The following is a 24740-nucleotide window of genomic DNA, read 5'->3' as shown; positions in this document are numbered from 1 at the left end:
GCTACGCTCAGAGTGCCTCCTCAGGATGAGGGGGAAGGCGGGACGAGGTAGACGTCCCGATCTCATCCCCGCTTCGACAATACAGGCAGGCCCTCATAATTTAGCGCAATCAACGCTTCTTTCTTTGCACGTGACCATCCTTTGATCTGCCGTTCGCGCGCGATGGCATCGATAATCCGATCATATGTTTCTGTGAAAACAAGTTCGATCGGTCGACGCTTCTTCGTATAGCTATCGTAAATACCTTCATTGTGTTCCCACAATCGGGCTTCGATGCTCTGCTTGGTGAGACCGGTGTAATATGAACATTCTGCGCAACGCAGAATGTAGACTGTTACTTCCATGACTTGCCCCCGCGCGTCTTTGGAAGCTAGATGTTGATGCAAGTTTGCCTGTCTAACAAGCCGGCAATAGACTTTAAGATTGCCCTAGTTCCGAAGGTTGAAATCAATGTCCGAACATCCCCGTATCTCCATCACCTACTGCACCCAATGCAACTGGCTGCTGCGTGCTGCGTGGATGGCGCAGGAACTGTTACAGACTTTCGGGCAGGATTTAGGCGAAGTGGCGTTGCGTCCGGGGACTGGTGGAGTGTTTGAAATCCGTGTTTATATGCCGGATGGAAGCGAAGAACTCATCTGGGAACGCAAGCGTGACGGCGGATTTCCGGAAGCCAAGGTGTTAAAGCAGCGCGTGCGCGATCTGGTCTGGCCGGAACGCGATCTCGGTCATTCCGACCGGCCAGCTAATATTTGACGAGCCGTTGTGCTGCCCGCCCTTTCGACAGGCTGAGAATGAGGGTCGAGTTGTGCGTTTCCCTCGTCCTTCGAGACGGCGCTTCGCGCCTTCTCAGGATGAGGGAAATAGCAGAGTCGCTATTCTGAGCCGAAGAAATTAATCCTCATCCACCACGCGCAGGCGCATTTGAGTGGGAGTGTTTTCCGCCTGTCTCGTTTGCGGGCGGGATGCTTCCTCTGCGGGTGCAGGGCCAAATTCCAGCGCTTCGATCTTCGCGCCGCGCCGGGTGACCTTGTTGGAAGATACAAGAATATCGTCAATATCCTTGTTGGCCTGCACGAAATGGGTCTGCAGCTTGCGCACGCGCTCGTCGAGGCGGCCCACATCTTCCATCAAGCGGATCACTTCGCCCTGAATCACATGCGCCTGCTCACGCATGCGGGCATCCTTCAGGATTGCCTGAATGACCTGAATCGACAGCATCAGCAGCGACGGCGAGACAATGACGACTCGCGCCCGATGCGCACGCTGGATCAGGGCCTCGAAGTGCTCGTGAATATCGGCGAAGATGGACTCCGACGGCACGAACAGAAAAGCCGTATCCTGTGTTTCGCCGGGGATCAGATATTTGTCCGAGACATCCTTGATATGCACTTCCATGTCGCGGCGGAACTGGGCGACTGCTGCCTTGCGCGCCTCCGGCTGTTCCGTTTCGCGCATCGAATTCCAGGCTTCGAGCGGGAATTTTGCGTCGATCACGAGCGAGGGTGCATTGTTCGGCATCCGTACAAGGCAGTCGGGACGGGTGCTGTTGGAAAGCGTTGCCTGAAACTCGTAGGCCCCCTGCGGCAGGCCGTCGGCGATGATCGCTTCCATGCGCGACTGGCCGAAAGCGCCGCGCGTCTGCTTGTTGGCGAGGATCGCCTGCAATTGCACCACCTGTCCGGCGAGCGACTGGATATTGTTCTGCGCCGTGTCGATGACGGCAAGACGTTCCTGCAATTTGGCGAGATTTTCATGCGTCGAGCGGGTCTGTTCGGTCATGGTCTGGCCGATGCGATGCGTCATGCCGTCGAGCCGTTCGCGGATCGACTGGTTGAGTTCCGCCTGCCGTGAGCCGAATACCTCGGCCATGGTCTGCATCCGGCCCTGCATCTCGGCCTGTGCCTTCAGGATTTCCGCCATGCGATATTCTGCATCCCGGGCACGGTCCTCGGCCTGTGCTTCCGCAACCGCGCGAAGTCGGGCAGAGCGCGTCGCCGCGATCAGAAAAATCGCAAGACACAGCACCAGCACGACGATACCCGCCAGCAGGATATTCCCCAGCGTGAAGGATGTGGCACCGAGCTGCAGAATCGGCTCATTCAGGAGATTCTGATTTTCCATGAAGAGAGCTTAGCTGATTCGTATCGTCTTGATGAGATCAAAACGAGAACATTTTGCAAAGTGTAATTGACGATTCTCGCGTGAGCCATTACGTGAAAGCCCATGTCTGTAAAACCGCTTGTCATCCTTCCCGATCCCGTCCTGCGCCAGGTTTCCAAGCCTGTGGAGCGCTTTGACGACCAGCTGCGCAAATTTGCCGGCGACATGTTCGACACCATGTATGATGCGCCGGGCATTGGCCTCGCCGCCATTCAGGTAGGCGAACCGATCCGCATGCTCGTCATCGACCTTGCCAAGGAAGATGAACCGAAAGCGCCGCATGTCTTCATCAATCCCGAGATTGTCGGCGTGACGGATGAAGTCAGCACCTATGAGGAAGGCTGCCTTTCGATACCGGATTATTATGCCGAAGTGGAACGGCCAGCCGCCATCAAGGTCAATTACTTCGATGCAGATGGCAAACAGCATTTGATCGAAGCCGACGGGCTGATGGCTACCTGCCTGCAGCATGAGATCGATCATCTGAACGGCGTGCTCTTCATCGATCATATTTCCAAGCTGAAGCGCGATATGGTCATCAAGAAGTTCAAGAAGCTCGCCAGCCAGCGCGCGCCCGGGAAAGTGCTTTAATGCGTGTCGTTTTCATGGGGACACCGGAATTTTCCGTGCCGATCCTCACCGCCATCATCGGTCACGGTTATGAGGTTGTTGCGGCCTATACGCAGCCGCCGCGTCCGGCTGGCCGTCGCGGGCTGGAGCTGACCAAGTCACCGGTGCATGAAAAGGCCGAACAGTTCGGTATTCCGGTGTTCACGCCGAAGAGCCTCAAGGGCGTGGAAGAGCAGGACGTTTTCGCAAGCCTCGAAGCCGATGTCGCGATTGTCGTGGCCTATGGTCTGCTGCTGCCGCAAGCCATTCTGGATGCACCGCGCCTCGGTTGCTATAACGGCCATGCCTCGCTGCTGCCGCGCTGGCGCGGGGCTGCTCCGATCCAGCGTGCCATCATGGCAGGCGATAGCGAAACCGGCATGATGATCATGAAGATGGATGCCGGGCTCGATACCGGTCCCGTTGCCATGGCCGAAAAGGTTGCGATCACGCCGGACATGACGGCAGGCGAACTGCATGACCGTCTGAGCATGATCGGCGCCGACCTGATGATCCGTGCGCTGGGCGCGCTTGAGCGTGAAAGCCTTGCCTTGCAGCCGCAGGCGGAAGAAGGCGTCACCTATGCCGCCAAGATCGACAAGGCCGAGGCGCGCATCGACTGGTCGAAGCCGGCACAGGACGTGCACAATACCATTCGCGGTCTGTCGCCCTTTCCGGGTGCATGGTGCGAGATGGAAATCAATGGCGCTGTCGAACGTGTGAAGCTTCAGCGCTCGGCGCTGGGTGAGGGGTCCGGGGAACCGGGCACGGTGCTGGACGATCGCCTGACGGTTGCCTGCGGGGAAAGGGCCGTGCGGCTCGTTACGCTGCAGCGTTCCGGCGGCAAGCCATTGCCCGCGCAAGAATTTCTGCGTGGCGCACAGGTTTCGAAGGTTCTGTAAGCGGTGCCGCGCTACAAGCTCACTGTCGAATATGACGGCACGCCCTATGTTGGCTGGCAGCGGCAGGAAAACGGCCATGCGGTGCAGAATGCCATCGAACTGGCATTCAAGAAGTTCTGCGGGGAAGATTTGACGCTGAGTGCGGCTGGCCGCACCGATGCAGGCGTGCATGCAACCGCACAGGTCGTGCATGTCGATCTCACCAAGGATTGGGGTGCAGGCAAGGTGCGCGATGCGGTCAATGCGCACCTCGTCATGGCGGATGAGCGCGTCAGCATCTTGAATGTCGAGAAGACGACGGACACATTCGATGCGCGTTTTTCAGCGCGTGCCCGGCATTATCTCTATCGTATCCATAATCGCCGTGCGCCTCTGGCGATTGATTATCAGCGCGCATGGTGGGTGCAGAAGCGACTTGATGCTGAAGCGATGCACGAAGCAGCAAAGCGGCTCCTGGGCGAGCACGACTTCACGACGTTTCGCGCCACGCAATGCCAGGCCAAGAGCCCGGTCAAGACGCTCGACCGGCTCGATGTCATCCGCAACGGCGATTACGTGGAAATGCGCGTTTCGGCGCGGTCTTTCCTGCACAATCAGGTCAGGTCCTTCGCAGGCAGCCTGATGGAAGTGGGTGTTGGCCGCTGGACGGCGGATGATCTGCAAGCGGCTTTGGAAGTCAAAGATCGCAAGGCCTGCGGGCAGGTTGCCCCGCCCTATGGGCTTTATCTGATTGGTGTGGACTACGCCTTTCCGTACTGAGACCCGAAGCGCGCTCTAGGGAATCAAGAGTAAACTTCCGGATGATTTTCCCGTCTCCAGCGCACGATGGGCCTGTTCTGCCTCGCTCAGCGGATAGGTTGCCCCAATCGTTCCAGTCAGTCCCTTTTCCATGATGTCGAAAAGCTTGGAAGCGGAGTTTCGGTAGTTATCCAGATCGTTGATGTAAGCGATCACGCTTGGCCGGACGAAAGAAAGATCTGCTTGATTGCCGAGTGCATCAATGACGGTCTGGGAGATTTTTCCACCGGCCTGACCGATGCTCGCCAGAGTTCCAAACGGGCGCACGCATTGTGCCGTTTTGGCCAGAGTTTCACCGCCGATCCCGTCATAGGCGACGTGAACGCCCTGTCCATCCGTGAGGCGCCGGGTGGCTGTCACGAAATCGCAATCGCGTCCGACGAGCACATGATCGGCACCGTTTTTGCGCGCCATTTCGGCTTTGTCTTCCGAGCTGACCGTTCCGATCACAGTTGCTCCAAGAGCCTTGCCCCAGCGGGTCAGCAAAGTGCCCAGTCCGCCTGCGGCTGCATGCACCAGCATGATTGTATCCGGGCCAACGGGAAATGTATTGGTGAGGAGCATGTGGGTGGTAAGACCGCGCAGCATGGTCGCTGCCGCCGACTGCGAGGAAATTGTGCTGGGCAGTAGCAGCGCCCTTTGGGCCGGTAGAAGCCGGGTTGAAGCATATGCCCCCACTGGCAGGCCCGCATAAGCAACCCTGTCGCCTGGCTTGAGGTCGGTTACATCCGATCCGACAGCTTCCACCACGCCTGCACCTTCGACGCCGAGCACTGCCGGAAAGGACGGCAGCGGATAGAGGCCGGTCCGATGGTATATGTCGACAAAGTTCACGCCGATTGCCTCGTGGCGAAGACGTATCTCGCCCGCACCGGGGCTTCGGGGTGTCTGCGGGTCTGTCTGAAGCAGCCCTGCTTCACCTGTTTCGTTCAGAATGATCTCGTAGTCCATCAGTCAGCCTCCGTTGCAATCCGTGGCAGTATCGCGGATAGAGAAACGGGAAAAAATTGCCGATTTGATCGCAGCGTATGGGAAAAATTTCACAATGGTGAATTGGGAAAGCGTGCGTTACTTTGTGGCTTTGGCCGATACGGGGACTCTGTCCGGTGCCGCGCGATTGCTCAATGTAGAACATGCGACGATTGCGCGACGTGTGGCAGCTCTGGAATCCGAAACCGGTTTGAAACTGGTTGATCGTCGGGGGCGACGTTTTCTGCTGACGGAAGACGGCGAGCGGATTGCGGCGATTGCCCGCAAGATGCAGGACGAGGCACAAGCCATCAGCCGTTTCGGCGCAGTTCGGGATACGGGCATAAGCGCGACCATCACGCTCACCGCGCCGCCGTCCTATGCGGTTGCAAGACTGGCGAAGCCGCTCGCTGCCGTGTCAGAACAATATCCGGGTATCCATATGCGTGTGATGGGAGAAGCACGCTTCAGTTCACTGAACCGTCGGGAGGCGGATATAGCTATTCGCCTGACGCGCCCGACAACCGGCGATCTCACCATTCGCAGGCTGGGCGAGGAAGCTTTCCGCCCTTATGCGAGCCGGGATTATCTGGCGCGAACTCCTCCTGAAGAATGGCAGTTCATCGCTTATGATGAAAGTCTGGAAGACGCTCCGCAGCAGGCCCATTTGCTTGCTTTGGCTGGTGCCCGGCCAATCGCCCTGCGCGCCAATACGCTGGAGATGCAGCTCGCTCTTGTAAGAGAGAACGCAGGCATAGCCATGTTGCCTGATTTCATGGCTGAGACGCAGGAGCAGCTGGTGCCAGCGCTGCCGGATCATGCCCCGCTCATACGCGAGGTGTGGATGGTCGTTCATTCCGATATGAAGACGGTTCCGGCTCTCCGTGCCGTCATGGCCGAGATCGCCAGCGCCCTCAATCATCCCATGCCGATATAATGGCTTTCGCTTTAATAGGCGTGCGGATCAAAGCCGATCCCGAGCAGTTGCTGCAGCAGGACGGTCAGGAACAGTGAGCCAAAGACGATGCAGGCGAAGAATGGTGCCGCATAGGCATGTGGGCGCTGCAACGCGACAAAAGTCAGCCGGTAGCTCAGCACAATGGATGCGCCGAACATGATGAAGGCAAACAGTGTCGCGATGTCGAACCGTCCGGGAAAGAAGAGCTGTAGCAGTGTAATGGGTGCGAAGACCCACGAAAGCAGTGCGCTGCCCCAGTTGGTGGCAATCACGAAAGCCGCATAACGCTTGGCAATGCCGATCCGCTTGGCGATAAGGCCGATGATGACGAGCGGAATAATCCAGGCCGCTATGTCCACGAAGGCTGCGCGCGTGACGATGGCAAAGCGCAAGCCTGCCTCCTCGCGACCTGCCGTCAGATCCGCGGCATAAGCGACCCAGCTTGCGAAGAGCGGCGGCAGTGCAATCGCTATCGCAAAGAAGGACGACCAGAAGCCCTCGGCGGAAATGTCGAGATAGCCCAGTCCTTCCTTGCGCCCGAGCATCATTTTCCAGACGCCCCAGAAATATCTGAAAATATCGTCCAGGCTTGGCATGAGATTCCCAATTTTTCGCGTAATCCCGGCGGAACAGTCATGCGACTTTCCGGGGCTATGCGTTACCCAAAGAAATCGGCGATGAAGCGTTCATAAATCTGTGTCAGGCCTTCGAGGTCGGCAAGGGCCACGCGCTCGTCAACCATATGCATGGTCTGTCCGACAAGGCCGAACTCGACCACCGGACAGTAATCCTTGATGAAACGGGCATCGGACGTGCCGCCCGATGTCGACAGTTCCGGGCGTTTGCCCGTTACGGCCTCGACGGAATCCGTCAACGTGCCGATCAGCTTTTCGTCACGGGTCAGGAACACATGGCTCGGATGCTCGCGCCAGGCGAGTTCGTATTTGATCGGTGTTTCGCGACCTGGTCGCAGGCGATTGTCGCTGGCGGCTTTTTCGAGGCGCGCGATGATTTCGGCCTGCAAGGTCTCTGCCGTCCAGGTGTCGTTGAAGCGGATGTTGAACGAGGCCGTTGCCTTGTTCGCAATGACATTGGTGGCCTTGTTGCCGACGTCGATGCTCGTCACTTCCAGATTGCTGGCCTGGAAATTGGCCGTCCCTTGGTCGAAAGCCGGATAAAGCAGGCTGTCGACCAGCGTGGTAATGCCGCGTACCGGGTTTTCGGCCAGATGCGGATAGGCGGCATGGCCCTGCACGCCATGGACGGTGATCGTGCCGGACAGCGAGCCGCGCCGTCCGATCTTGATCGCATCGCCGAGTGCATTCGGGTTGCTCGGCTCTCCGACGATGGATGCATCCCAGCTTTCGCCGCGCTGCTTCGCCCAGTCGAGAAGCTTGACCGTGCCATTGATGGCCGGGCCTTCCTCGTCGCCGGTGATGAGGAACGAAACGCTGCCCTTGATGCTGCCGTGCTTTTCGATGTGACGGGCAACTGCGGCCACGAAACAGGCGACACCGCCCTTCATGTCAACCGCACCGCGACCGTACATCACGCCGTCTTCAATAGCGGCAGAAAAGGGCGGGTGTTTCCAGTCGCCCTCATTGCCGGGAGGCACGACATCGGTATGTCCCGCAAACATCAGATGCGGGCCATTGCCCGATTTGCGTGCATAAAGGTTTTCGATGTCGGGCGTGTCTTCATCGTGGAAGACAGGTCGTTCCACCGAAAACCCCATCGGCTTCAACATTGCTTCCAGCGCCGTCAGCGCACCGCCCTCGGCAGGCGTTACGGATGCACAACGGATGAGGGCGGCAAGGTTATCGGCGGGATTGACGGCTAAGCTCATGAGATCGGGACTTTTTTGAAAAGGGAATCGTCTGACGGCGAGATTATCGCGCATCCCGAAAAGTGCGAAGCGGTTTTCGGAATAAGATGCGCGTTGAAACAAACTGCATCCCGAAAAGTGCGAAGCGGTTTTCGGAACAGGATGCGCGTTGAAAAAACAGGCCGGAAGCCGGCGGATGAAACAGCAATCCGATGGTTGCGCGCAGGCGGCATCGTTTCGCCTTTCACTTGTTTTTCTCAACCGGTTTCAATTTGGGAACGAAATTTCCTTGACCGGAGGGGGCCTGTCATCGTTAGTTAAAAATAAGTTGATAACGAGACCCGCAAAGGGCCGCTCAACGGGGACTCTTTTTAAATGGGAAACTGCGCATGCGTTTTGTCACTTCTGCGATAGCAGGCATGATGGTGCTCTTCGGGGCGACGACAATACCGGCCAAGGCCGCGCAATGGAGTGAAGCAGGCGGGCTTACAAGCATTCCTTACGGACACAAGGAGTACTGCGATCGTAACAAGCGCGATTGCGGTGCGCATCGCGTATTGCCGCCGATGAAGATGACCCCGCAGCGCGCGAAGCTGCTGCAATCGGTCAGCAGCTCCGTCAATCGCCGCATCAAACCGGTCTCCGATCAGGATAATTATGGCAAGCGCGATTACTGGACCATTCCGGTCAACGGCAAGGGCGATTGCGAAGACTATGTCCTGATGAAGCGGGCCCAGCTGATGGCGCGGGGTATCAGCCCGTCACAGCTTCTCATTACTATGGTACAGGGCAGCGAGCCGCATGTCGTCCTGACCGCCCGCACAGATCATGGCGACTATATCCTCGACAATCTGCGCGACGAGGTGTTGCCGGTCGAGAAAACTTCGTACCGCTATATCAAGATGCAGTCGCCTGCCAATTCCGGTCAGTGGGTTTCCATTGCCGGGCGTTCGGTCGCTGTTGCAAACAACTGATCGGGGTTACAGCGTTCAATCAAGAGCTGGTCCAATTGAATGTCATCAAGCCGCATTTCGATGCGGCTTTTCTTTTGAGTATGGGCTGATTTGACTGGCTGAACGATGCCAGCCGCAAATCAGGGTGTCATTTCGACGAAGCTTGCGTCGTTTGCAAAGGACCGATTTCGCGAAAAATCGCATCATTGTTCACTCTCATTGGACAATATATTGGGACAGACTGTTCGCTCTTTTTGAACAAAAGACACTTTGTAACAGTCGTGTGATTGCTGGTATATCAATTAAGTATTTGATTTTGTTATTATTTTATAATTTCAATTATCGTCCTCCAAGAAAATGGCCGCACAAATGTGTGATAAAGAAAACATTTTCGTGACTGGAACTTTTGCCCACTGTCACCCATTTCAGCTGCATCGGAACGACGAACAAACGCCGCTCCACTTTCCAAGGAGATAGGAAAATGAAGAAGATTGTTCTTGCTGCCGCTGCTCTTGCTCTTACCGCTGGTGCCGCTTTTGCAGAAAACCCACATGTCGGCGAACCTGCCGATCTTTATGCAAATGACCGTACGCCGGTTGCAACGCAGAGCCAGAAGCTCGATTACACGGCTCCTGCCTCGATCAACAAGGCAACGGTTTATCAGGATGGTTCGGCTCACCGCTTCGGTGACGCATCGCCTTCCTCTTACCAGAACTAAAAGTCCGCTCGGACTTTTGGCCTCTCCGGTCCAGACGGACCGGGCATGAATGAAATACCCACATTGCATGTATTCCCGAAGGTGTCGGGGCATTTCCTCCCAGATGTGCCTGACACCGTAGGGCGGGCCACGAAGGCCCAGCTAACCAAAGGTCCCCTCTATGCCTGAGATGCAGTCTCAAGGTTCAGCCGGTTAAGCACCGATGCCGGGGACGCCATGGAGAAAAGGAATAAAGAAATGAAGAAGTTTGCTCTCGCCGCTCTTGCTGTCGCTCTTAGCGCCGGTGCTGCCTATGCCGAAAACCCGTTCGTTGGCCAGCCGCCTGCAATGGCTGCTCAGGACAAGGCTTTCGTTCTTCCTGGCGAAACGCCGGTCGCTTCGACCCGCAGCAACATCGACTATACGGCTCCGGCTGCCATTCGTCAGTCTGCGCCAGTTAATCAGGACGGCTCGGCTCATCGCTTCGGCGACGCTTCCCCGTCCAGCTACCAGAACTAATTTGTTCTGACGGCTGAGCCTGTCGGTCGCCCTGCATCGTCCGTTGCGTTCCTCCCCCTCACGCATGTGACACGCGGGGCAGCCGAAGGGCTGCCAAGAAATCTCCCCGGAGGATGGCGTCAGTGTCTCCCCGGACTGCCCGGATCAGAGGCATTGCGCCATCCGAAGGGGCGACCATTAAATGCAAAAAGGCGACGCCAGCAGCGTCGCCTTTTGTTTTTAAGCACGCTCTCAGTCATTGTCGAAACGCGCTATCCATTTGTTTTAAGAATGTCTTTATCCCGAAACCGGTTCCCACTTTCGGGAGACATGCTCTAGTCACGCAGCAATTCGTTGATCGAGGTCTTGGAGCGGGTCTTTTCATCGACGCGCTTGACGATCACGGCGCAATAGAGGCTCGGACCCCAGTTTTCGCCGGGAACGTTCTTGCCCGGCATGGTGCCTGCAACGACGACCGAATAGGGCGGCACTTCGCCATAGAAGACTTCGCCGGTTGCGCGATCCACGATCTTGGTCGATTTGCCGATGAAGACGCCCATGCCGAGGACCGAACCTTCACGCACGATGCAGCCTTCAACGACTTCCGAGCGGGCACCGATGAAACAATTGTCTTCGATGATGGTTGGACCGGCCTGCATCGGTTCCAGAACGCCGCCGATGCCGACGCCGCCGGAAAGGTGAACGTTCTTGCCGATCTGTGCACAGGAGCCGACGGTGGCCCAGGTGTCGACCATGGTGCCCTCATCGACATAAGCGCCGAGATTGACGAAGGATGGCATCAGGATCGCGTTTGGCGCGATATAGGCCGAGTGGCGCACGATGCAGTTCGGTACGGCGCGGAAGCCTGCCTTTTCGAATTCATTGGCTGTCCAGCCGTCGAACTTCGATGGCACCTTGTCCCACCAGGAGGACTGGCCGGGGCCGCCCTTGATGACTTCCATCGGGTTGAGACGGAAGGAGAGCAGAACTGCTTTCTTCAGCCATTGGTTGACTTGCCAGTTGCCGTCCGCCTGTTTTTCTGCGACACGGGCTTCACCGCGGTCGAGCAGAACGAGCGATTGTTCGACGGCTTCGCGCACTTCGCCGCGCGTTGCCGTGTTGATACCGTCGCGCTCGTCAAAAGCCTTGTCGATTGTCTTCTCAAGGGAGGCGAGGTCTGGCTTGGTCATAGGGTGCGATCTCCATGAAGGGGCGGCGGAAGGCAGGCGTGGACAAGTCCGGCCTGTTTGCTGGGAAATTGATTAAGCGAAGGCGCCATGAGGGTCAATGTCGTTCGTGATCTGATTGCAGTGCCACGTTTGAGACAGATTAAGCATTTAGCGCCAGAATGGATGCTGTTATACCAAAACCCGATGAGCTTGACTCATCGAGTTTTGGTTAAGCCCGTGCGGCAATTGAGCATTTTCAGGGCTTGGATAGCGTCAGCATCTCAGCGCCCTGGTATTACGCGTTGAATGGCGATAATGAAGGAGCAGGTGAGAGCATGAACCCGATGGAGAAGTCTGGCTGGACGCCATTCCCGAATTCTGAGGAAGCGGTCAAGCAGGCGCGCACCGTACCGCAGACGCCACAGACCGAAGCCCCTGCCTATCGCCTTGCTTTCACGGACGATGATTTCCTGACGCGGCGCGAACTGCGGCCGATCCGGCTGCAGCTTGAGCTTCTGAAACCTGAAATGATTCTGGCCGACCGGGGTATCAAGTCCACTGTCGTCATGTTTGGCGGTGCGCGCATTCCGGAGCCCGGCGGCGAGGCATGGGCAGCCAAGAACGAGGTTCAGAAGAAGAACCTTGAAGCCAATGCGCATTATTACGAGGAAGCGCGCAAATTCGCGCGGCTTTGCTCCGAATATTCCGCGACGACCTATTATCGCGAATTCATCGTGGTGACGGGCGGCGGTCCCGGCGTCATGGAAGCGGGCAATCGCGGAGCCGCCGATGTCGGTGCGCCGACGATCGGTCTCAACATTGTGCTGCCGCACGAACAGGCTCCCAACGCCTATGTTACGCCTGACCTTTGCTTCAACTTCCATTATTTTGCGATCCGCAAGATGCACTTCCTGATGCGCGCCAAGGCGATCTGCGTGTTCCCCGGCGGCTTTGGAACGATGGACGAGCTTTTCGAGGCGATGACGCTGATCCAGACCAACCGTATGGAGCGCGTGCCGCTGATACTGTTCGGTAAGGAGTTCTGGACCAAGGCGATCAATATCGAGTTTCTGGCTGAGCAGGGTACGATTTCGCCTGCCGATATCGAACTGCTCAACTTTGTCGAAACCGCCGACGAAGCCTGGGAACAGATCAAGGATTTTTACAAGCTCTGATCACCCCGGATTTTCTGTTCGATGCGCCCGGCCAAATGGTCGGGCGTTTTCTTTTGCGGCTCTTCTTCTGCTCGATAGGGACGAGGGCGGTGAACGAGTGTCACCAGCACGACCGAGATAATCATCAGGAGATACCACGAGCCGAGCTTGCTCATTGAAACGAGTTCCCAGCCATTGCGCTGGTTCGGATAAAGCCAGGCCTTCGACCATGTGCCGATGTTCTCGGCAATCCAGATGAAGAGCGAGGTCAGCAGAAAGGCGACCAGCAACGGCATTTTGTGCCGGAAGCGGAAGACGCGGTAATGCATCGTCGTGCGCCAGAAAAGGACGAAGGTCGCAGCAAACAGCAGCCAGCGCATATCCCAGATGAAGTGGTGCGCGAAGAAATTGATATAGATCGCGGCGGCCAGAACAACGGTCATCCAGAGTGGTGGATAGTGGTTCAGCCTTATATCGAAGATGCGATTGATGCGCGCCATATAGGAGCCGACAGCTGCATACATGAAGCCGGAAAACAGAGGAACGCCGCCAATGCGGAAGAAGTTTTCCTCCGGATAGACCCATGAACCGGCATGGGTCTTGAACACTTCCATCGCTGTGCCGACCACATGGAAGATGAGGATGACCTTGGCTTCCTCCCACGCCTCCAGCTTGAAGACCAGCATGGCAAGCTGGATAGCAAGGGCGGACAGGAACAGGAAATCGTAGCGCGTGATAAACCCCGCGCCGCCATCCGGCCAGAACCAGCGGGTGAGGATGATGAGCGCCAGCATGGCGCCACCGAAAAGGCAGGCCCATGCCTGTTTCAGCCCGAAGACCAGAAACTCGATCAGCGCATCGCTGATCCGGTGACGCGGCAGATTGTCGAGAAGGCGGTGGGCGGCCTTGTCGATGCGTCTTTCAAGGCCGGTGAATTGCCTATCGGTCTGCAATTATGGTTTCCAGAAACTGGGTCAGATTATCGGTCACATAGTCCACCTGATCGGTGAACTCGGGATCGCTTTCCCATATCTCGGAAAATGTAGGCTCAAAATTGTTCGGCACGACCAGCACCGTTTTCATGCCGAGGGCTTTGGGAACGACCAGATTGCGCGCCAGATCCTCGAACATCACGGCCTTGCCCGCATCGATGCCGAAGGCGCCGAGGAAGCGGTCATAGGTGACCCGTTCAGGCTTCGGTGTCAGGCCAGCTGCGACGATGTCGAAAATATCGTCGAAATCATCGAGAATTCCGAGCTGGCTGGCAGCGCGTTCGGCATGACCGCGATCACCATTGGTAAAGATGAAGCGACGGCCCGGCAGTGCCTTGATCGCCCGTCCCAACGCCGGATCGGGCGTCAGCCAGGAATAGTCGATGTCATGGACTTGTCTCAGAAAATCGTCCGGGTCAATCTGATGGCACTCCATCAGGCCTTTCAGCGTGGTGCCATATTCCAGATAGAACTGCTTCTGAATCTTGCGCGCTTCGTCACGTGGCAGTTTCAGCAAAGTCTCGACATAGCTCGTCATCTTCACGTCGATCTGCGAGAACAGATTGGCGGCGTGCGGGTAGAGCGTGTTGTCGAGGTCGAACACCCAGTCAGTGACATGGGCGAAGGCAGCTCTGTCCGGAATATCGGTCATGGTCGATCCTTAAGGCACGATCAAGGTGCCGGCACCATGTTCGGTGAAAAGCTCCAGCAGCACGGAATGCGGGGTCTTGCCATTCAGAATGACAACGCCTTCGACGCCCCGGCGGATTGCTTCGATGCAGGTTTCCACCTTGGGGATCATGCCGCCGGAAATGGTGCCGTCCTTGATGAGCGCCTGCGCATCGGCAACGGACAGTTCCTTGATGAGGTTCTTGTCCTTGTCCAGCACGCCCGGAACATCGGTCAGGAACAGGAGGCGCGTTGCGGCGAGCGCCCCGGCAATCGCGCCTGCAAACGTGTCGGCGTTGATATTGTAGGTATGGCCGTCGCGACCCGGTGCGACCGGCGCAATGACCGGTATCATTTCGGAGCGCGCCAGAAGATCGAGCAGGGTGCGATCCACTTCCGCCGGTTCACCGACAAAGCCGAGGTCCAGCACCTTCTCGATATTGGAATCCGGGTCGATGACGGTCTTGTGCGCTTTCTGCGCAAAGACCATGTTGCCGTCCTTGCCGCAAAGACCGATCGCCCATTCGCCTTCGGCATTGATGAGGGCGACGATTTCCTTGTTGATGGAACCGGCCAGAACCATTTCCACCACTTCGACGGTCTTTTCGTCGGTGACGCGCAAGCCGCCTTCAAAGCGGGATTCGATACCGAGCTTGGTCAGCATGGCCTGGATCTGCGGGCCGCCGCCATGCACGACAATCGGATTGATGCCCGATTGCTTCAGAAGCGCGATATCGCGCGCGAAGGCCTTGCCCAGTTCCGGATTGCCCATGGCGTGGCCGCCATATTTCACAACGACATGCTTGTTCTCGTAGCGCTGCATATAGGGCAGGGCCGCGGACAGGAGTTGCGCTTGCATTTCGGGATTTTCAAGTGTCGTCATCGCGGGCTCCATGGCAGGCGACAGGGCAAAAAGAGGCAGGCTTTTCTAGACCGGATTCATCGTAATTGGAATCCGCAGTTGCTTATTTTTCGCTTTCCCGGTCGCGATTATTTGAATTTGCGGCCCGAAACGTGCCCAACAAAAAGCCGGTCTGCGCTCTATGCAGGTTTTTACCCGGAATGATTTTCAGAGACCGCATCATGCGCAAAATATTCCTCACTGTTCTTGCCTGCCTGCTTGGCACATCTGCATCCTGTGCTGCGCCTGCAGCAACGACTGAAACGATCATCCTCATCCGGCATGGAGAAAAGCCCAAAGGTGGCATGGGACAGCTCAGCTGTCGTGGGCTCAATCGTTCCTTGAAACTGCCTGCCGTCATTGCAAAAGATTTCGGCAAGCCCGATGCCATTTTCGCGCCCGATCCTGCCAAGGAAAAGAAGGATAGCGGTATTTCCTATGCCTATAACCGACCGCTGGCGACGGTGGAGCCGACCGCCATCCGTTTTCAGATGCCGGTCGATACGCGCTTCGGCTATGATGAGATCGGCAAATTGCAGGCGGTACTTGGGCAGCCGCAATACAGCAATGCGACGATACTGGTCGGCTGGGAACACAAGCAGCTCTACAAGCTGGCCAGAAATCTGCTCAAGGACAATGGCGGAGATAAAGCTGCGGTGCCGAAATGGCGCGGCAATGATTTCGACAGCATCTATGTGCTGCGTATCAAGCGCGGCGAGGGGCATGTAAGCGCTCGTTTCGAGCGCCTCAATCAAGGGCTGGACGGGCAGCCGGAAAGCTGCCCGAGCTAGAGCATGTCCCCAAAAGTGGGAACCGGTTTTGGGATTAGGACATGCGTCAGAATAGATAGTATCAGGCTTCCTTGATAAGCAATGCGATTGCTGCACGCAGCTCGTCGAGGCCTTCGCCTTTTTCCGACGAGGTCGCGATGATGCCCGGAAAGCAGGCGGCACGCTTGTAGGTAAGCTTGTGCGTTTCTTCCAGAAGGCGCGGTACGCCCGCGGGCTTGATCTTGTCGATCTTGGTGAGCACGATCTGGTAGGAGACGGCCGCCTTATCAAGAAGATCGAGCACTTCCGCGTCGTTCTTCTTGATGCCATGGCGGGCATCGATCAGCACATAGACACGTTTCAGTGTGGTGCGTCCGCGCAGATAATCAAACACAAGGCGCGTCCAGGCATCGACCTGTGCTTTCGGTGCTTCGGCGAAACCGTAGCCCGGCATGTCGACCAGTGCGAGCGGTGGCAGATCGCCGTTTTCGCCGGAATAGCCGTCCGGCACGAAATAGTTCAGTTCCTGCGTGCGGCCCGGCGTATTGGATGTACGCGCAAGGCCCTTCTTGTTGACGAGCGCGTTGATCAGTGACGACTTGCCGACATTGGAGCGGCCTGCGAAAGCGATTTCGACCGGACCTTCCGGCGGCAAGAATTTCATCGATGGCACGCCACGGATGAAGATCCACGATTTCTTGAAAAGCAGGCGTCCTTCCTCGACGAGTGCCGCCTGGACTTCCCGGACCGCATCCGCCGCTGCCTGAGCGGCCCTGATCGCCGCCTGCTTCTTATCCTGCTGGTTCAATGGTTCTGTCCCGGTCGGTATGTTCTCTTGTGTACACGCATCAATGTTATGAGCCGTATTGTCAACATGAAGGCACAAAAAACCCCGCCGAAGCGGGGTTCTTTCAAGTCTATTTCTTCGCCTCTTTCGGCTTTCGCTTGAAGAGGCCCTTGAGATTGTCGAAGAGCTCGATCTTCACGCCCTGGCGCTTCATGATGATGCCCTGCTGGGTAATGGAGAGCAGGTTGTTCCATGCCCAGTAGATCACGAGACCAGCCGGGAACGAAGCCAGCATGAAGGTGAAGATCACCGGCATCCAGGTGAAGATGGCGGCCTGCGTTGGATCCGGAGGCGTCGGGTTCATGCGCATCTGCAGGAACATGGTGATGCCCATCAGGAGCGGCCAGACGCCGATCATCAGGAAGTGCGGCACGCCGAAAGGCAGGAGGCCGAACAGGTTGAAGAGCGAGGTCGGATCGGGCGCTGCAAGATCCTGAATCCAGCCGAAGAACGGCGCATGGCGCATTTCGATGGTGACATAGAGCACCTTGTAGAGTGCGAAGAACACCGGAATCTGCACCAGCACTGGCCAGCAGCCTGCGAGCGGATTGATCTTCTCTTCCTTGTAGAGCCGCATCATTTCCTGCTGCTGCTTCATCTTGTCATCCGCATATTTCTCGCGGATTTCAGTCAGCTTCGGCTGCACCAGCTTCATGCGTGCCATCGACTTGTACGACTTGTTGGCAAGCGGGAAGAACAGGCCCTTGAGGAGAACGGTGACGACCAGAATGGCGACGCCGAAATTGCCCGAGAACTTGTAGATCCAGTCGATGAGGTAGAACATCGGCTTGGTGATGAAGTAGAACCAGCCCCAGTCGATCAGCAGTTCGAACTGCTTGATACCGAGCTTTTCTTCATAGGCCTTGATGTTGGAAACGACTTTCGCACCGGCGAAGACGTGGTTCTTCAGCGTCTGTGCCTGGCCGGGTGCAATGGTCATCGGCGCGCCGAGGAAGTCGGTCTGGTAGCGCGGGCGATCATTGGTGAAGTGCGAGAAGCGACCGGTGAACTTTTCGTCCTGCGGCGGAACGAGCGTTGCCGCCCAGTACTTGTCGGTGATGCCGAGCCAGCCACCGCTCACGTCCTTGAACGAAATGTCCTTGTCGTCCTCGACCTTGGAATACTTGATTTCCTGCAGGCCGTCCTGACCCATGACGCCGATCAGGCCTTCATGAAGCACATAGGTGGCGCTGGCATGTTCCGGCTGGTTGAAGCGGGTCACGCGGCCATAGGAGGCCAGCGAGATCGGCGCGCCGGTATTGTTGGTGATCGTGTCTTCAACGGCGAACATATAGGCGTCGTCGACCGAAATGACGCGCTTGAAGGTGATGTTCTTCTCGTTGGTATAGGTCAGCGTGACCGGCGTGGATGGCGTCAGCTTGTTGTTGCCTTCCACGGTCCAGACCGTGTTCGGACCCGGAACCGGGCCGGTCGTGTCGTTGCCGGTGAAGCCGAGTTCGACGAAATAGCCCTGCTTCAGCGCCGAGGGCGCGAGCAGTTCGATCTGAGGCGAATTATCATCGACGGTCTCGTGATATCTCTTCAGGAAGAGATCATCGAGGCGCGCGCCGGTCAGGTTGATCGAACCGCGCAGCGAAGGCGTATCGATTTCGACGCGCTGCGTCTGGGCAACGGCTGCCTCGCGGGTCAGCGTGCCGCCAGCGGCTGCAACATCGCTATGGCCGGGAATATTTCCGGACGTGGCGGGCATCTGCGGCGTGTCGCCACTTTGCGCCTGTTGTTGCGTTGCCTGTTGTTTCTGCTGCTGCTGCTCCTCAATGCGTGCCTGCTCCCGCTGGGCTTCCGTTTTCGGACCCAGATAAAACACTTGCCACAGCGTTAGCACGAGGATGGACAGGGCAATGGTGATGAAGAAATTACGATTATTTTCCATTGACGGGTCCTGATTCCGGTCTTTCCGTTCGGCGTTTCCCATCGCCCCGCCGTTCACCCTTCGCCTTGATGCGGCGGGAGAGTTCTTCGGTCAGTCGCGAAAAGGGCGCAGTGAGGGCTTGCTCGCGCGCTACGATCACATAGTCGGTCGAAGGCGCCATGTCACGCCCTGCGTGACAACGAACCGCTTCTCTCAGCCTGCGGCGGATGCGGTTTCGTATCACGGCGTTGCCGTTTTTCTTCGTTACGGTGAAACCTGCACGGGGTTTTTCGCCGATTTTGGCGGTTTGCGATTCTTCTTCGGTCCGCTCGCGGACTTCGAGAAGAAACAGTGGACCACGTCGCTTTTCACCATTCCTCAAAGCCAAAAACTCCGCTCTCTTGCGAAGGCGGAGTATTTGTTTCGGCTTGTTCATTTCTTTATTCACCGCGCTGCAGCGCGGGAAAAGATTAAGCGGAAAGCCGCTTACGGCCGCGCGAACGGCGAGCGGTGAGAACCTTGCGGCCGCCGGTGGTTGCCATGCGTGCACGGAAACCGTGACGACGCTTGCGGACGATCTTGGATGGCTGGTAAGTGCGCTTCATTTATTTAATACCGCGGTGTGCGGCCCTTCTTGATTCTGTTTTTCCGTTGAACACGATCTTGTCCGAAAACTGTTTTCCACTTTTCGGGATCACGCTCTATTGAACAGGAGCTGGTTCTTGTCCCTTGCGACGGACAGCACAAAACCATCCGTAAAACCGCACGGGCGAACGTGACGCGGCTTATAGGGGGAGGGGGGCAAAGAGTCAATGGTGACGGGCGCTAAAGCTTGTCTTCCAAAAGTGGGAACCGCCTTCACGGGGAAATCAGTCCACTGGACTGATTTCTGATCCCGCTATGATGGGAAAAAGACATGCTTGATATGATCACAGCTGTGCTTCAATCGCAGCCTTATCGATGACTGACCAGACTTTCCTTATGAGCGTATTCTCGAACTCATAGAAAACATTCTCTGCGAACCGGACCCGTTTGCCGTTGACCGGGAGGCCGAACAGTAGCCCTTTCGGCGTACAGTCGAACTGAAGCCGGCTGGCAATATAGGGCGGCTCGCTGACAAGCAATTCTATGTTGAAGCGCAGGTCGGGAATCGCCTCGAAATCCTGTTCCAGCATCGTGCGATAGCTGCCAAGCCCCAAAGGTCTGCCATTGTGAATGGCCTCCTCGTGCACATAAAGTCCGAGGTCGTCCCAGTCCTGCCGGTTCAGGCATGCAATATAGTCGCGATAAATCTCGGCGAGTGGTTCCGACATGGCTGTCCTCCTCTTCGGAGCGGTTCCAGTTGGAGCGGTGTCGCTGGAACTGCTCCAAGTATTTGTTTCGTAGCATTATCCTCACGCAAAACCGCTTCGCACTTTTGCTGGAAATGTTCTTTTTACTGAAATTGCATCATTCGGACCGGCATTGGCATTGCCAAAGCAGACTAGGGCTTTAATAAGGATGCGCAACATTTTCACATGCGGGACTGGTCCCGCAGAAGAGCATTATTGAGAGGAGTTCACCATGAGCATCCGTCGCATTGGAGTCGGCCCGCGCATGAGCCAGGCCGTCATTCACGGCAACACTGTTTATCTCGCCGGTCAGGTGGGAAATCCGGGCGCCAGCGTTACCGAACAGACCAAGGCCGTTCTGGTCGAGGTGGACCGCCTTCTCAAGGAAGCGGGCTCCGACAAGACCAAGATCCTTCAGGCCATCATCTGGCTCGCCGACATGAAGGATTTTGGCGAAATGAACGCTGTCTGGGATGCATGGGTCGATCCGGCTCACACGCCTGCCCGCGCCACCGGCGAAGCAGCGCTGGCAACGCCAGACTACAAGGTTGAAGTCATCATCACCGCTGCGGTGTAATTTCTTCATATCGATGCGAACCCCGTCGAAGCTTCGGTTTCGGCGGGTTTTTTTATTCGCGGATACGTTGCGAAAAGCCGTCCCGTCCACCCGCGAGCGCTCTTGCGTCGATTGACGCGCGTTTGCGTGCTTCCTCCAGCGTGCCGCCATTCTCGATCCAGCCGTGATCGTACAGATAACCGGGCAGGTAGCCTGACAGGAGGATGCGGTAGTCGAACGGGAAGGTCGGATCCAGCACCCGCGCCATGTGGAAGATGATCGTGGTGCAGTTTGCGGTCAGCGTATTATAGAATTTCGGCTGCTCTGCCAGCTCATTGCCAAGCTCGACATAGGACAGGAAAAGTTCGCGCGCGCCCACCGGCGGCAGCTTCACGCGGTAGCGATAGACGTTTTCCTTGCGGACATTGGTGCGCAGATAAATGATGTCCTGCTCTTCGGCGGCAATCATCGCCAGCTCATATTTGCGGAAGAAACCGGCGATGGGCGAATAGACTTCATGGTGTTCGCGGCGGATTTCGCCGGAAAAGACCACATGACGGCCATCCTCGAAGCCGAATGACAGAAGCGTATGGGCGATTGCCGGGCCCGACCAATAGGACAGATAAACGTCCACCGTCGCAATCTTGCTGAGGTCGTAGGTTTCCTCTTTCCAGTTGGGCGTAAAATCTTCTGTCGTTCGCCAGGTGAAATCGCGGACATTGGAAAGGGTGACGATGTCGCCATTGATCTTTCCCGTCACCGTGCGGGCGACGTCGGGCGCCCAGATGCGGTTGAGGGAGGGGCGGACTGTGGACCATGCCCCGAGCATCACCAGCGCCAGAAGGCAGAAGACCAGTCGCCTGCGCCAGCAGCTGTAATGTCTTTCGCCTGCAATCACGCCCAGAGCGATCAGAAGCCAGACGGCGATGATCGATCCGCGCATGGCATCGCCGAAGGGCAACTGGAACCACATGGCAAAGCTGGCCCATATCGCAAAGATAAGGACGAATAAAATGAAGACGAACTTGCCTGCGATGCGGACGGGAGCCGATTTCAGGAGAGATGACATATGCATTCCGTATTCGTCGGTTGCCGCTGCCAGGAATTATTCTGTGTGCGGAAATCGGCGGGATACTGACATGATTTGCATCCCTATGTCATGGGGTAACGGTTAGAATAGTAAATTTAAGTTTCTACATTAGAAACCGTAGAAAGTTATTGGTGTGTCAGGGCTTATTTCTTTACTGCCATTGCTTCGCCGCGCGGGCGGGAAACAGGCTTGCGGTTGCGGGCGTGCGGACGCACCAGACGCCATAGAAGCAGTGCGCTGACGATCCCGGCATAGATGACCGGTTCGGCGGGCCAGCTTTTCACCGACATGATGAAATGGATCGCGCCGCCAGCGATTGCGACATAGACCAGCTTGTGCAGGCTGTTCCAGCGGCGGCCGAGCTTGCGGATCGACCAGTTGTTGGAGGTCAGCGCCAGCGGCACCAGCAGGACCAGACTGATCATGCCGATGGTGATGAAAGGCCGCCGCACGATATCGGTGACAATGGCGGAAATGTTCAGGCCCTGATCCAGCACCATATAGGTGGCGAAGTGCATCAGCGCATAATAGAAGGCGAGCAGGCCGAGCGCCCGGCGATAGCGCAGAAAAGCCATGCCGGTCAGGTCGCGGATCGGCGTTACCATGAGGGTCAGAATGAGAAAGCGCAGAGCCCACAGGCCAAGCGTGTGTTCGAAAGTCTTGACCGGATCGGCACCAAGGTTGCCGCTTGCGCCCAGATAGAACGTCCAGACTGCCGGAACGAAACCGACCGCATAAAGCAGCCAGATCTTCCATTCACCGGGACGAACTGTCTTCTTTTTGCCTGTCTGGGCCGCTGCTGCCATGTCAGTAATTCACCTTCAGGTCCATGCCCGCATAAAGTGAGGCGACTTCCTCGCCATAACCGTTGAACGGCAAGGTGGGGCGGCGGCCCGAACCCAAAAAGCCGCCTTCGCCGATACGCCGTTCGGTCGCCTGGCTCCAGCGCGGATGATCGACCTCCGGATTCACATTGGCATAGAAGCCATATTCGTTAGCGGCCTGCTGCTGCCATGAGGTTGGCGGCTGCTTTTCGACAAAGCTGATCTTCGTGATCGCCTTGATCCCCTTGAAACCGTATTTCCAGGGCGCCACGAGCCGGATCGGCGCGCCGTTCGCATTGGGCAATGTCTCGCCGTAAAGGCCGACCGAAAGGATCGTCAGCGGATGATTGGCTTCATCGAGACGCAGACCCTCGATATAGGGCCAGTCGAGAACCTGAAAGAGGCCGGTCTGGCCCGGCATTTCTTCCGGTCGCACCACGCCGGTAAAGGCGATGTATTTGGCGGAACCAAGCGGCTCCACCTGCGACAGAAGGCTTGCGAGCGGAAACCCGATCCACGGAATGACCATCGACCATGCCTCGACGCAGCGCATCCGATAGATGCGTTCTTCAAGCGGCATCCTGGCAATCAGTTCCTGAATGTCGAATTCCTTCGGCTGTTTCACGAGGCCATCGACGGTGAGCTTCCAGGGCAGCGGCTTGTAGCTGCCGGAATTGGCGGAAGGATCGCTCTTGTCCGTGCCGAACTCATAGAAGTTATTGTAGGTCGTGACAGCGTCCTGCGGCGTCAGCTTTTCATCCACCTGATAGGCGGAGGCCTTTGCCTTGAGCGGTTCGGCAAAGGCGGTTGATGCAACACCAGCCGCGGCCAGTGCACCCGCGCCGACCATGAAGTTGCGACGGTTCAGATAGAGGCTCTTGGGCGTCACCGCATCATAAGTGAGACGGGCGGATGAAAAACGCCCGGGTTTGAAGCTGCTCATGGTCTCTCCCACTTCCAAAACGATTAGCCTGCTCTTGCAGATACGATCCCACGTAAAGGCGTCAAAAGCATGGATAATTTGCGAACACGATGTTGTTCACGCATTGTTGAGATCGCGTGAAGGCGTAACAGAATTGTAACACAATGTAACTTTTCGTGCATTCTGCCATATTCTCGCTAAAACTCTGCTGTTAACGGCATTACATTAGCGCATCCCGAAAGCGCTTCCTGCAAAAGCATGGGCGATTTCGGAGAGATGTGTCGGGTCATGTGATTATCGCCGGCAGGGGTGGGGACGCACCCGGGAAGAGCTGCCTTCAAACCTTCGTTAACGTCTCATTGGCTATATTGAGATCATGGTAAAGAAGATGTTTATTGCCGCTTTGGCGGCAGCTGCATTCACGGTGGCGGCCGGCTCGGCTCTGGCCGAAGGACAGCCCGTTTCGACGAACGGTCAGGGCAAGGTTCTGAGCGCTATTGCTGCATCGATGAAAGAAGAGCAGGGCGCTCCCAAGCTGGGTGAAGGCGTGACAATGCGCGAGAAGAAAATGGATACGGAAACGACCCCGGAACAGAATTTTTCGCGCAGCAAGCAGTTCATTCATCGCTTCTACAAGCCGGAAAATGCTTCGAATGAACTGGTTATTCTGCTGCACGGTTCGGGTGGCAATGAAACCAGCCTTGTGCCGCTGGCTTCCAAGATCTGGCCGCGCGCCACACTGCTCGGCATTCGCGGTCGCGTGATGCAAGATGGCGGTACACGCTGGTACAAGCGCATCTCGCCGGTCAAGTTCGACCAGAAGGACGTGAAGCTCGAAGCCAATGCGTTCGTGACCTTTTTGACGCGTCTGGCCGATGACAAGGACCTCGACCTCACCCACGCAACTTTCGTGGGCTATTCGAACGGCGCCAATCTTCTGGCTGCAACCATGATGCTGCACCCCGATCTGGTGAAGCGCGCCATTCTGATGCGCTCGATGCCGGTTCTGGATAACGCCCCTGTCGCCAATCTGAGCAAGGCGCGCGTTCTGACCATCACAGGCGAAGAGGACAAGCTCTATTCACCGTTTGCGCCAGCGCTTTCCGCACTTCTGCGCTCAGGTGGTGCCCGCGTCGATGCCCGCACCATCGATGCGGATCATATGCTGGGTGAAAAGGATATCGCCGCCATCACTCAATGGGTGGCATCGCTCGGACCAGATGGTGCGCCTGCGGTTGCAAGACGCGGACAATAATATCGACTTGATTGA

Annotated in this window: 29 protein-coding genes; 12 read left to right on the top strand and 17 right to left on the bottom strand. The window is 56.9% G+C overall.

The window, feature by feature from the left end:
• Window positions 1–62: 62 nt before the first annotated feature.
• Window positions 63–344: a GIY-YIG nuclease family protein gene (locus tag AC1RHM_RS05115; protein ID WP_010659408.1), complete on the bottom strand. Its 282-nt coding sequence runs from the start codon at window positions 342–344 to the stop codon at window positions 63–65.
• 106 nt (window positions 345–450) lie between these two features.
• Here AC1RHM_RS05115 and AC1RHM_RS05110 point away from each other — a divergent pair, with 106 nt between their 5' ends.
• Window positions 451–756 (top strand): Rdx family protein, encoded by a 306-nt coding sequence (locus AC1RHM_RS05110; RefSeq protein WP_010659409.1) that lies wholly within the window; start codon window positions 451–453, stop codon window positions 754–756.
• 138 nt (window positions 757–894) lie between these two features.
• Here the strand turns inward: AC1RHM_RS05110 and AC1RHM_RS05105 are convergent, their stop codons facing one another.
• Entirely contained in the window at window positions 895–2124 is a 1230-nt protein-coding gene (locus AC1RHM_RS05105; protein ID WP_010659410.1) for a DNA recombination protein RmuC, read from the bottom strand.
• A gap of 102 nt (window positions 2125–2226) precedes the next feature.
• Between AC1RHM_RS05105 and def the strand changes: the two genes are divergently transcribed.
• The 3 genes from def to truA are packed head-to-tail and all read left to right on the top strand — an operon-like array spanning window position 2227 to window position 4433.
• Window positions 2227–2754: a peptide deformylase gene (gene def / locus AC1RHM_RS05100; protein ID WP_010659411.1), complete on the top strand. Its 528-nt coding sequence runs from the start codon at window positions 2227–2229 to the stop codon at window positions 2752–2754.
• Window positions 2754–3674, top strand: coding sequence for a methionyl-tRNA formyltransferase (fmt, locus tag AC1RHM_RS05095; protein WP_010659412.1), 921 nt, complete (start codon window positions 2754–2756; stop codon window positions 3672–3674). Before def ends, fmt begins: the two co-directional genes overlap by 1 nt.
• 3 nt (window positions 3675–3677) lie before the next feature.
• The gene (truA, locus tag AC1RHM_RS05090; protein ID WP_010659413.1) at window positions 3678–4433 is read left to right on the top strand and encodes a tRNA pseudouridine(38-40) synthase TruA; all 756 of its coding nucleotides are present in this window, start codon (window positions 3678–3680) and stop codon (window positions 4431–4433) included.
• A 15-nt stretch (window positions 4434–4448) separates the two neighbouring features.
• Here the strand turns inward: truA and AC1RHM_RS05085 are convergent, their stop codons facing one another.
• Window positions 4449–5423 carry a quinone oxidoreductase family protein gene (locus AC1RHM_RS05085; protein ID WP_010659414.1) on the bottom strand — a complete coding sequence of 325 codons (975 nt, stop codon included), beginning with the start codon at window positions 5421–5423 and terminating at the stop codon, window positions 4449–4451.
• Window positions 5424–5517: 94 nt separating this feature from the next.
• On the opposite strand from AC1RHM_RS05085, the gene AC1RHM_RS05080 reads away from it, so the two are divergent.
• Window positions 5518–6378, top strand: a complete 861-nt coding sequence (locus AC1RHM_RS05080; RefSeq protein WP_010659415.1) for a LysR family transcriptional regulator — start codon at window positions 5518–5520, stop codon at window positions 6376–6378.
• 11 nt (window positions 6379–6389) lie between these two features.
• On the opposite strand, the gene AC1RHM_RS05075 is transcribed toward AC1RHM_RS05080, so the two are convergent.
• Together AC1RHM_RS05075 and dapE are read right to left on the bottom strand one after the other, a co-directional pair.
• Window positions 6390–6995, bottom strand: coding sequence for a hypothetical protein (locus AC1RHM_RS05075; protein WP_010659416.1), 606 nt, complete (start codon window positions 6993–6995; stop codon window positions 6390–6392).
• Window positions 6996–7057: 62 nt separating this feature from the next.
• Window positions 7058–8245: a succinyl-diaminopimelate desuccinylase gene (dapE, locus tag AC1RHM_RS05070; RefSeq protein ID WP_010659417.1), complete on the bottom strand. Its 1188-nt coding sequence runs from the start codon at window positions 8243–8245 to the stop codon at window positions 7058–7060.
• 401 nt (window positions 8246–8646) lie between these two features.
• Here dapE and AC1RHM_RS05065 point away from each other — a divergent pair, with 401 nt between their 5' ends.
• The 3 genes from AC1RHM_RS05065 to AC1RHM_RS05055 all read left to right on the top strand — a co-directional run bounded on the left by AC1RHM_RS05065 (window position 8647) and on the right by AC1RHM_RS05055 (window position 10393).
• Window positions 8647–9198 carry a transglutaminase-like cysteine peptidase gene (locus AC1RHM_RS05065; RefSeq protein WP_010659419.1) on the top strand — a complete coding sequence of 184 codons (552 nt, stop codon included), beginning with the start codon at window positions 8647–8649 and terminating at the stop codon, window positions 9196–9198.
• A 460-nt stretch (window positions 9199–9658) separates the two neighbouring features.
• Window positions 9659–9895, top strand: coding sequence for a hypothetical protein (locus tag AC1RHM_RS05060; RefSeq protein ID WP_010659420.1), 237 nt, complete (start codon window positions 9659–9661; stop codon window positions 9893–9895).
• Between the two features lie 237 nt (window positions 9896–10132).
• Window positions 10133–10393 (top strand): hypothetical protein, encoded by a 261-nt coding sequence (locus tag AC1RHM_RS05055; RefSeq protein WP_010659421.1) that lies wholly within the window; start codon window positions 10133–10135, stop codon window positions 10391–10393.
• Window positions 10394–10707: 314 nt separating this feature from the next.
• Here the strand turns inward: AC1RHM_RS05055 and dapD are convergent, their stop codons facing one another.
• Window positions 10708–11562 carry a 2,3,4,5-tetrahydropyridine-2,6-dicarboxylate N-succinyltransferase gene (dapD, locus tag AC1RHM_RS05050; protein WP_010659422.1) on the bottom strand — a complete coding sequence of 285 codons (855 nt, stop codon included), beginning with the start codon at window positions 11560–11562 and terminating at the stop codon, window positions 10708–10710.
• 314 nt (window positions 11563–11876) lie between these two features.
• Between dapD and AC1RHM_RS05045 the strand changes: the two genes are divergently transcribed.
• Entirely contained in the window at window positions 11877–12716 is an 840-nt protein-coding gene (locus AC1RHM_RS05045; RefSeq protein ID WP_012091443.1) for an LOG family protein, read from the top strand.
• Here AC1RHM_RS05045 and AC1RHM_RS05040 read toward each other — a convergent pair.
• Genes AC1RHM_RS05040 through argB form a run of 3 tightly spaced genes read right to left on the bottom strand, consistent with a single transcriptional unit; the run spans window position 12704 to window position 15239 of the window.
• Window positions 12704–13648 carry a DUF817 domain-containing protein gene (locus AC1RHM_RS05040; protein ID WP_010659424.1) on the bottom strand — a complete coding sequence of 315 codons (945 nt, stop codon included), beginning with the start codon at window positions 13646–13648 and terminating at the stop codon, window positions 12704–12706. The genes AC1RHM_RS05045 and AC1RHM_RS05040 overlap by 13 nt on opposite strands.
• Complete coding sequence (locus tag AC1RHM_RS05035) at window positions 13635–14339, bottom strand: pyrimidine 5'-nucleotidase (protein ID WP_010659425.1); 705 nt, start codon at window positions 14337–14339, stop codon at window positions 13635–13637. Before AC1RHM_RS05035 ends, AC1RHM_RS05040 begins: the two co-directional genes overlap by 14 nt.
• Window positions 14340–14348: 9 nt before the next feature.
• Window positions 14349–15239 carry an acetylglutamate kinase gene (gene argB / locus AC1RHM_RS05030; RefSeq protein ID WP_010659426.1) on the bottom strand — a complete coding sequence of 297 codons (891 nt, stop codon included), beginning with the start codon at window positions 15237–15239 and terminating at the stop codon, window positions 14349–14351.
• 200 nt (window positions 15240–15439) lie between these two features.
• Between argB and AC1RHM_RS05025 the strand changes: the two genes are divergently transcribed.
• Window positions 15440–16048 (top strand): hypothetical protein, encoded by a 609-nt coding sequence (locus AC1RHM_RS05025; RefSeq protein WP_029376034.1) that lies wholly within the window; start codon window positions 15440–15442, stop codon window positions 16046–16048.
• Between the two features lie 61 nt (window positions 16049–16109).
• On the opposite strand, the gene yihA is transcribed toward AC1RHM_RS05025, so the two are convergent.
• From yihA to AC1RHM_RS05000, 5 genes are all read right to left on the bottom strand, one after another.
• Window positions 16110–16736 (bottom strand): ribosome biogenesis GTP-binding protein YihA/YsxC, encoded by a 627-nt coding sequence (yihA, locus tag AC1RHM_RS05020; protein WP_036563705.1) that lies wholly within the window; start codon window positions 16734–16736, stop codon window positions 16110–16112.
• A 208-nt stretch (window positions 16737–16944) separates the two neighbouring features.
• Window positions 16945–18768 carry a membrane protein insertase YidC gene (gene yidC / locus AC1RHM_RS05015; RefSeq protein ID WP_010659429.1) on the bottom strand — a complete coding sequence of 608 codons (1824 nt, stop codon included), beginning with the start codon at window positions 18766–18768 and terminating at the stop codon, window positions 16945–16947.
• Window positions 18758–19183 (bottom strand): ribonuclease P protein component, encoded by a 426-nt coding sequence (rnpA, locus tag AC1RHM_RS05010; protein WP_010659430.1) that lies wholly within the window; start codon window positions 19181–19183, stop codon window positions 18758–18760. The genes yidC and rnpA overlap by 11 nt, the downstream gene beginning before the upstream one ends.
• Window positions 19184–19217: 34 nt before the next feature.
• Entirely contained in the window at window positions 19218–19352 is a 135-nt protein-coding gene (gene rpmH / locus AC1RHM_RS05005; protein ID WP_010659431.1) for a 50S ribosomal protein L34, read from the bottom strand.
• Between the two features lie 324 nt (window positions 19353–19676).
• On the bottom strand, window positions 19677–20060 hold the full coding sequence (locus tag AC1RHM_RS05000; RefSeq protein WP_010659432.1) for an ester cyclase: 384 nt from the start codon (window positions 20058–20060) through the stop codon (window positions 19677–19679).
• 250 nt (window positions 20061–20310) lie between these two features.
• Between AC1RHM_RS05000 and AC1RHM_RS04995 the strand changes: the two genes are divergently transcribed.
• Window positions 20311–20655, top strand: coding sequence for a RidA family protein (locus tag AC1RHM_RS04995; RefSeq protein ID WP_010659433.1), 345 nt, complete (start codon window positions 20311–20313; stop codon window positions 20653–20655).
• A 52-nt stretch (window positions 20656–20707) separates the two neighbouring features.
• On the opposite strand, the gene AC1RHM_RS04990 is transcribed toward AC1RHM_RS04995, so the two are convergent.
• The 3 genes from AC1RHM_RS04990 to msrP form a co-directional block, all read right to left on the bottom strand.
• On the bottom strand, window positions 20708–21703 hold the full coding sequence (locus AC1RHM_RS04990) for an Lnb N-terminal periplasmic domain-containing protein (RefSeq protein ID WP_010659434.1): 996 nt from the start codon (window positions 21701–21703) through the stop codon (window positions 20708–20710).
• Between the two features lie 164 nt (window positions 21704–21867).
• On the bottom strand, window positions 21868–22530 hold the full coding sequence (gene msrQ, locus AC1RHM_RS04985; protein WP_010659435.1) for a protein-methionine-sulfoxide reductase heme-binding subunit MsrQ: 663 nt from the start codon (window positions 22528–22530) through the stop codon (window positions 21868–21870).
• Between the two features lies 1 nt (window position 22531).
• Window positions 22532–23491, bottom strand: a complete 960-nt coding sequence (msrP, locus tag AC1RHM_RS04980) for a protein-methionine-sulfoxide reductase catalytic subunit MsrP (RefSeq protein WP_010659436.1) — start codon at window positions 23489–23491, stop codon at window positions 22532–22534.
• A gap of 355 nt (window positions 23492–23846) precedes the next feature.
• Here msrP and AC1RHM_RS04975 point away from each other — a divergent pair, with 355 nt between their 5' ends.
• Complete coding sequence (locus tag AC1RHM_RS04975; protein ID WP_010659437.1) at window positions 23847–24725, top strand: alpha/beta hydrolase; 879 nt, start codon at window positions 23847–23849, stop codon at window positions 24723–24725.
• Window positions 24726–24740: the final 15 nt, after the last annotated feature.

The sequence above is a fragment of the Brucella sp. GW823-FHT04E01 genome (genome assembly GCF_058796175.1).
Note: the sequence above shows the minus strand (reverse complement) of the source record. Positions and strands in the feature narration are given on the sequence as shown.

What these genes read in the sequence shown, in the direction of transcription:
- AC1RHM_RS05115 (WP_010659408.1), bottom strand. Translation starts at nt 344, where the DNA reads ATGGAAGTAACAGTCTACATTCTGCGTTGCGCAGAATGTTCATATTAC.
- AC1RHM_RS05110 (WP_010659409.1), top strand. Translation starts at nt 451, where the DNA reads ATGTCCGAACATCCCCGTATCTCCATCACCTACTGCACCCAATGCAAC.
- AC1RHM_RS05105 (WP_010659410.1), bottom strand. Translation starts at nt 2,124, where the DNA reads ATGGAAAATCAGAATCTCCTGAATGAGCCGATTCTGCAGCTCGGTGCC.
- def (WP_010659411.1), top strand. Translation starts at nt 2,227, where the DNA reads ATGTCTGTAAAACCGCTTGTCATCCTTCCCGATCCCGTCCTGCGCCAG.
- fmt (WP_010659412.1), top strand. Translation starts at nt 2,754, where the DNA reads ATGCGTGTCGTTTTCATGGGGACACCGGAATTTTCCGTGCCGATCCTC.
- AC1RHM_RS05085 (WP_010659414.1), bottom strand. Translation starts at nt 5,423, where the DNA reads ATGGACTACGAGATCATTCTGAACGAAACAGGTGAAGCAGGGCTGCTT.
- AC1RHM_RS05080 (WP_010659415.1), top strand. Translation starts at nt 5,518, where the DNA reads ATGGTGAATTGGGAAAGCGTGCGTTACTTTGTGGCTTTGGCCGATACG.
- AC1RHM_RS05075 (WP_010659416.1), bottom strand. Translation starts at nt 6,995, where the DNA reads ATGCCAAGCCTGGACGATATTTTCAGATATTTCTGGGGCGTCTGGAAA.
- dapE (WP_010659417.1), bottom strand. Translation starts at nt 8,245, where the DNA reads ATGAGCTTAGCCGTCAATCCCGCCGATAACCTTGCCGCCCTCATCCGT.
- AC1RHM_RS05065 (WP_010659419.1), top strand. Translation starts at nt 8,647, where the DNA reads ATGGTGCTCTTCGGGGCGACGACAATACCGGCCAAGGCCGCGCAATGG.
- AC1RHM_RS05060 (WP_010659420.1), top strand. Translation starts at nt 9,659, where the DNA reads ATGAAGAAGATTGTTCTTGCTGCCGCTGCTCTTGCTCTTACCGCTGGT.
- AC1RHM_RS05055 (WP_010659421.1), top strand. Translation starts at nt 10,133, where the DNA reads ATGAAGAAGTTTGCTCTCGCCGCTCTTGCTGTCGCTCTTAGCGCCGGT.
- dapD (WP_010659422.1), bottom strand. Translation starts at nt 11,562, where the DNA reads ATGACCAAGCCAGACCTCGCCTCCCTTGAGAAGACAATCGACAAGGCT.
- AC1RHM_RS05045 (WP_012091443.1), top strand. Translation starts at nt 11,877, where the DNA reads ATGAACCCGATGGAGAAGTCTGGCTGGACGCCATTCCCGAATTCTGAG.
- AC1RHM_RS05035 (WP_010659425.1), bottom strand. Translation starts at nt 14,339, where the DNA reads ATGACCGATATTCCGGACAGAGCTGCCTTCGCCCATGTCACTGACTGG.
- argB (WP_010659426.1), bottom strand. Translation starts at nt 15,239, where the DNA reads ATGACGACACTTGAAAATCCCGAAATGCAAGCGCAACTCCTGTCCGCG.
- AC1RHM_RS05025 (WP_029376034.1), top strand. Translation starts at nt 15,440, where the DNA reads ATGCGCAAAATATTCCTCACTGTTCTTGCCTGCCTGCTTGGCACATCT.
- yidC (WP_010659429.1), bottom strand. Translation starts at nt 18,768, where the DNA reads ATGGAAAATAATCGTAATTTCTTCATCACCATTGCCCTGTCCATCCTC.
- rnpA (WP_010659430.1), bottom strand. Translation starts at nt 19,183, where the DNA reads ATGAACAAGCCGAAACAAATACTCCGCCTTCGCAAGAGAGCGGAGTTT.
- rpmH (WP_010659431.1), bottom strand. Translation starts at nt 19,352, where the DNA reads ATGAAGCGCACTTACCAGCCATCCAAGATCGTCCGCAAGCGTCGTCAC.
- AC1RHM_RS05000 (WP_010659432.1), bottom strand. Translation starts at nt 20,060, where the DNA reads ATGTCGGAACCACTCGCCGAGATTTATCGCGACTATATTGCATGCCTG.
- AC1RHM_RS04995 (WP_010659433.1), top strand. Translation starts at nt 20,311, where the DNA reads ATGAGCATCCGTCGCATTGGAGTCGGCCCGCGCATGAGCCAGGCCGTC.
- AC1RHM_RS04990 (WP_010659434.1), bottom strand. Translation starts at nt 21,703, where the DNA reads ATGTCATCTCTCCTGAAATCGGCTCCCGTCCGCATCGCAGGCAAGTTC.
- msrQ (WP_010659435.1), bottom strand. Translation starts at nt 22,530, where the DNA reads ATGGCAGCAGCGGCCCAGACAGGCAAAAAGAAGACAGTTCGTCCCGGT.
- msrP (WP_010659436.1), bottom strand. Translation starts at nt 23,491, where the DNA reads ATGAGCAGCTTCAAACCCGGGCGTTTTTCATCCGCCCGTCTCACTTAT.
- AC1RHM_RS04975 (WP_010659437.1), top strand. Translation starts at nt 23,847, where the DNA reads ATGGTAAAGAAGATGTTTATTGCCGCTTTGGCGGCAGCTGCATTCACG.